This window comes from Pseudomonas sp. SDO55104_S430 (assembly GCF_054070595.1).
The window spans coordinates 1-5475 of sequence record NZ_JBSVXG010000306.1; the positions used below are offsets into that span (position 1 = coordinate 1).

Genomic DNA, 5475 nt, shown 5'->3' on the forward strand with positions numbered 1-5475 from the left:
CACCCATGCAGCTGACACTCCATCGCGAGCAGGCTCGCTCCCACAGGGATTGTGTTTGGCCAATCAGAACGCTGGAGCACCACGATGTCCTCCTCACTCAAACCCACCTGGCCCGACAACCACAAGGCCTGTCTTGCCCTGGCCTTCGACCTCGATGGCCCCACGGGCGATGCCATGCTCAACGGTTCGATCTGGCACAAGCCCGAGTACTTCGGCTTCGGCGGTTACGGCCCCTATCGGGCACTGCCGCGGATCCTCGATCTGCTCGACGAATTCCGCTTGCCGACCACCTTCTTCGTCCCCGCGTGGGTGGTGGAGAACTGGCCGAAACAGTGCCAGGCGATTGTCGAGCGCGGGCATGAGGTGGCGTATCACGGGTACAAACACGAATCCTTTTACGCCCTGACGCTGGATCAGCAGAAGGACGTGATGCAGCGTTGCCGCGAGGTGTTCTGGAAACACCTGAACATCCGCGCCGAAGGCTTTCGCACCCCGTCCGGCGACTGGCGCGCCGAGACCCCGGCCATGTTGGTGGAAGCCGGCGTGACCTACTCCAGCAGCATGCGCGGCGATGACCGGCCCTATCTGGTCAACGTGCCGGGCCACGCCACGCCGCTGGTGGAAATCCCCGGTCGCTGGGAGATGGATGACTACGCCTCCATCGCCTACACCCGCGCGCCGGACTTCCCTTCAGGACTGGACCGTACGGCCAGCTACGAACTGACGCTGGACAACTGGTGTCGCGAATACGACGGTGCCATGGACGAAGGCCTGTGCCTGACCACCCTGTTCCATCCCAAGATCACCGGCAAACCGGGGCGCATCCTGCTGCTGGAAAAACTCTTCGAACACATGCGCCAACGGGACGACGTCTGGTTCGCCACCTGCCGCGACGTTGCCCACTGGTGGCTGAAGGAGCATCACCATGGCTGAGTTCACCACCTGGCCCAAGGGCTACCGCTGCGCCGTGGTACTGACCGTCGACTACAACGACATCCACGGCATTCTCACCCAGGCGCCGGAAGTCGCCGGGCGTGACAAGACGCTGTCGGTCTGGCGCTACGGCACCCAGCGCGGCGTCGAGCGTTTGCTCGGGCTATTCAGGGAACTGGGCGTGCGCAGCAGCTGGTTCGTCCCGGGCATCGTCGCCGAGGAAAACCCCGAACACCTGCGAGCGATCCAGGCTGACGGCCATGAAATCGCCTGTGCAGGCTATCGTCACCAGAACTACGACAACCTTGACCTGGCGCAGCAGACCGCTGAAATCGCCCGTGGCTGCGAAGCCTTGCGAGCGCTGACCGGCCAACGCCCTGTCGGTTTTCGCATTCCCGCTGGCAACGGTGCGCCCGGTTTCATTGAGGCGTTGCGCAATCAGGCCATTAGCTGGTCGTCCTCGTGGCGCGGCGATGATTTGCCGTTCGCTCACCCGACCGCCCCCGAGGTGATCGAGCTGCCGCTGCACTACGAACTGGAAGACGAACCCTACTTCGCCTTCAACCTCAGCCCGGCGGTGCCACCGGCCCAATCGCGGATCGCCTCCTACAGCCACACCCTGGGCAACCTCCAGATGGACTTCGCCGGGTTTCATCGTTTCGGCCTGTGCTACGTGCTGCGCCTGCACCCGGAAATCATCGCCACGCCGGGACGCATCGGCGTGTTGCGCGAGCTGCTCGAAGGTATCCGGCAGCGCGATGACGTGTGGATCGCCACCGGAGCTGAAGTCGCGCAATGGTGGGCGGAATCCGCGGCGCCGGTGAGCGAGGATCATCCGGCGTCGGTGTATGAGCGGCACTACCGGGATTACCTCCTATGACCGAACGGATGCAACGGCTGGCGCAGTTTTGCGTCGAGACCCGGTTCGAGGATTTGCCGTCAACGCTGGTGGCGCAAGCCAAGCGACATATTCTCGACACCTTTGGTGCAACCCTGGCCGGCGCTGACAGCAGCGTGGCGCTGCAGGCACGCCGGGTGTTCGAGGGCGACGTCGGTGAGGCCTTGGTCTGGGGCACCGACCTGCGACTCGGCGCGGCCCAGGCGGCCTTGCTCAACGGTGTCGCCGCCCACGCGCTGGAGCTGGACGACACCGGTGGCTGCGATCATTCCGGCGCCGTGGTGTTGCCGGCGGTCATGGCCGCGGTGTCGCTGGCCGGGCAACCGGTGAACGGACGCGAGTTCATCACTGCCGTGGTGATTGGCTACGAGATCGGCCGTCGGGTCCTCGAAGCCTGTGGCAGTTATTCAGCCCACAACGGTGCCGGCTGGCACTCCACCGCCACCTGCGGCGTGTTCGGCGCAGCGGCGGCCAGCGCACGAATCCTGGGTTTGAACGCTGAACAGATGCTCGCCACACTCGGTATCGCCGGCAGTTTCAGCGGTGGTTTGTGGGCCTTCATCCACGATGGCTCGCAAAGCAAAAAACTGCACAGTGGTCGCGCGGCCGAGGGCGGCTTGCTGGCGGCGCGGTTTGCCGGGCAAGGCGTCACCGGCCCGTCGAAACTGTTCGACGATGTCTGGGGAGGTTTTCTCAGGACCCTGGCCCCGCAGACCGCTCAACCCGAAGCGCTGGATGCCGATCTGGGGACGGTGTGGAAACTCGCCCGCTGCTCGATCAAGCCCCACGCCTCATGCCGAGGCACTCACTCGGCCATCGATGCCCTGGGTTTGTTGCTTGCGCAATTGCAGGTCGGCGCCGATCAGGTCGAGGATATCCATGTGTCGTTGTGCGGGTTTCTGAAGGACATGTGCGGCAGCCAGGATGTCAGTACCCTGGCGGCGTCCCAGATGAGCCTGCCCTACGCACTCGCCGCGCGGTTGGTGCATGGCCATTGCCGGCTCGAGGCTTATGACGAGGCGCAGCGCGACGATCCGCGAATTGCTCGCTGGCTGTCGCGCATTCGTCTTGAAGTGGATCCGCAACTGTCAGAGGATGGCGAGCCGGTGGTCAGTGTGCGGACCGTGGACGGTCGGCTGGCCAGCCTGTGTGTCGATCCACCCCTGGGAGCGCCGGGCAATCCGTTGAGTGACGGGGCGCTGGAAGAGAAGTTCTACAGCCTGGCGACGCGGGTGATCTCGCGGCAGCAGGCGACGGGGTTGGTCGAGCAGTTGTGGCGGCTGGAAGCGCTGGAGTCGGTTGATGGGCTGGAACGGTGGCTGGGTTGAGTCATTTGTTGGTTGATCCGGCCTCTTCGCGAGCAAGCCCGCTCCCACATTGGATCTGCAGTGCTCACAAATATTGTGTTCACTCCAGCCTCCTGTGGGAGCGGGCTTGCTCGCGAATGGCCGCAACTCGGTACATCGTCGAACACTACACATCTGAATAAGGACATTTGCCCCACCGTGTTCAATTACTCGCTCGTTATCCGCCGCCTGATGATCGTCTCTCTGACCATCGTTGTCAGCCGTGCCATCAGCAGTCCCTTGCTCACGCTGTTCCTGAGCAACAAGCTGGGCCTCAACCATCAGGACGTCGGTCTGCTGCTGGGGATTGCGGTGTTCATCGCCACCCTGCTCGCGCTGTATGGCGGCTACATCATCGATCGCCTGGAAAAGCGCCGGCTGTTGATCCTGACGATGCTGTCCAGCGCGATTGGCTTCGTGCTGCTGACCTTCGCCGAAAACCTGTACCTGACCACCCTCACCCTGATCATCACCGAAACCGCGTCGGCGCTGTTTCTCATCGGTTCCAAGGCGATCCTCAGCGAAAACCTGCCCATCGGCCAGCGCGCCAAGGCGTTTTCCATACGCTACACCTTGACCAACATCGGCTACGCCACCGGCCCCATGCTCGGCGTGACCATCGCCGGCTACTATCCGATTGCGCCGTTCCTGATTGCCGGCGCCATCGCGTTCTTCAGTATCTTCCTGATGGTCGGGATTCCCAGGGACTCGGCGCCGACGCCGGTCATTGGCCAGCCGCAGAGTTTCCTCAAGACCCTGGTGACCCTGAAGAACGACCGCACCCTGATCATGTTCACCTGCGGCTGCCTGCTCAGCACGGTGGTCCACGGGCGATTCACCCTGTACCTGTCGCAATACCTGCTGGTGACCAATGACGACAAACACGCCCTGGACATCATGGCCGCCCTGCTTGCCTGCAACGCCATTGCGGTGATCCTGTTGCAGTACCAGTTCGGTCGTTTCATCACCCGGGAAAAACTGCGCTACTGGATCGCCGGTGGCACCACCCTGTTCATCATCGGCCTGATCGGCTTCAGCTTCGCCGACAGCATGGTCAGTTGGTGCGTGGCGATGTTCATCTTCACCCTCGGCGAAATGATCATCTATCCGTCCGAATTCCTCTTCGTCGACACACTGGCCCCGGAGGAACTGCGCGGCAGCTATTACGGCGCGCAGAACCTCGCGGCCCTCGGTGGCGCCGCCAGCCCAGTCCTTTGCGGGTACCTACTGATGCACACGCCCGCACCGACGATGTTCTATGCTTTGAGCGCCCTGACGGCGATGGGGGGATTGCTGTGTTTCCTCAGCGGTCGACGAGTCGCTTTGCATCAGAATTAATGAACTGAAGCTTCATTAATATGAATTTGTCAGTAACACCTGATGTCGGCAAACTATCGTCGTTCCTCCCCCAATAGTTGGAACACCTTCAAGGGCTTTCTGGGTATTCCCGGCAAGCCTTTTTTTTACCTCGTTTTTTTGTCTACGGAACGGTTTTCATCATGCTCGCTCGCTGGTTGCCTGCCGCTATCAATACCCGCCCCACCGAATGGAGCCGTGCCGCCATCGGCATGGCCATCGGCACCCTGGCCAGTGTCTGGATCTGCAGTCTGGTGTTCGGCGTCGAGGCGGCGCAGCACCTGATCGGTCCGCTGGGGGCGTCGGCAGTGCTGCTGTTTGCGGTGTCTTCCGGTGCGCTGGCGCAGCCTTGGTCGATTGTCGGCGGCTATCTGTGCGCCGGGGTGATGGGGTTGCTGGCGGCCCATGTGCTCGGTCGTACCCTGGGCAGCGCCTGTCTGGCGGCGGGCATGGCGGTGGTTCTGATGTGCTGGCTGCGTTGCCTGCATCCTCCTGCGGGCGCGGTGGCGGCGACCACGGTGCTGGCCGATCCTGTGACAGTCTCGATGGACTGGATGGCGCTGGGGCCGGTGATGCTCAGCGCGTTGGTGATGGTGCTGTGCGCGGTGGCCTACAACAACCTGACGCGCATCCGTTATCCCAAGCGCCCGGCCGAGCCGGTGCCGATGGTGCCCGCCGATCATCCGCCGATCGACAGTCAGGCGATCACGGTCGATGACCTGAAACTGGCTTTGGCAGACATGGAGGCCTTTATCGATGTCACGCCTGAGGACCTGGAACAGCTGATCCATACCAGCGAGCTGTACGCCAAGCGGCGCAGCATCGGCGAAGTGCTCAGCCACGCCAGCGCCTGATCGCCTCTTCTTCTGTGGGAGCGAGCCTGCTCGCGATGGAAGCCGCAACAACGCGGGACATCAGATAGCCCGCGTTATCGTTGACTAC

5 protein-coding genes are annotated in these 5475 nt (G+C 62.8%); all 5 read left to right on the forward strand.

Going from position 1 to position 5475, the window contains the following annotated elements; translation table 11 throughout:
- Positions 1–84 precede the first annotated feature (84 nt).
- Complete coding sequence (locus tag ACW9JE_RS28185; protein ID WP_224541716.1) at positions 85–933, forward strand: polysaccharide deacetylase family protein; 849 nt, start codon at positions 85–87, stop codon at positions 931–933.
- Positions 926–1813: a polysaccharide deacetylase family protein gene (locus ACW9JE_RS28190; RefSeq protein ID WP_224541714.1), complete on the forward strand. Its 888-nt coding sequence runs from the start codon at positions 926–928 to the stop codon at positions 1811–1813. The genes ACW9JE_RS28185 and ACW9JE_RS28190 overlap by 8 nt, the downstream gene beginning before the upstream one ends.
- On the forward strand, positions 1810–3159 hold the full coding sequence (locus ACW9JE_RS28195) for an MmgE/PrpD family protein (protein WP_224541712.1): 1350 nt from the start codon (positions 1810–1812) through the stop codon (positions 3157–3159). The genes ACW9JE_RS28190 and ACW9JE_RS28195 overlap by 4 nt, the downstream gene beginning before the upstream one ends.
- A 177-nt stretch (positions 3160–3336) precedes the next feature.
- Positions 3337–4515 carry an MFS transporter gene (locus tag ACW9JE_RS28200; protein WP_224541709.1) on the forward strand — a complete coding sequence of 393 codons (1179 nt, stop codon included), beginning with the start codon at positions 3337–3339 and terminating at the stop codon, positions 4513–4515.
- Between the two features lie 161 nt (positions 4516–4676).
- Positions 4677–5387 carry an HPP family protein gene (locus ACW9JE_RS28205; RefSeq protein ID WP_224541707.1) on the forward strand — a complete coding sequence of 237 codons (711 nt, stop codon included), beginning with the start codon at positions 4677–4679 and terminating at the stop codon, positions 5385–5387.
- Positions 5388–5475: the final 88 nt, after the last annotated feature.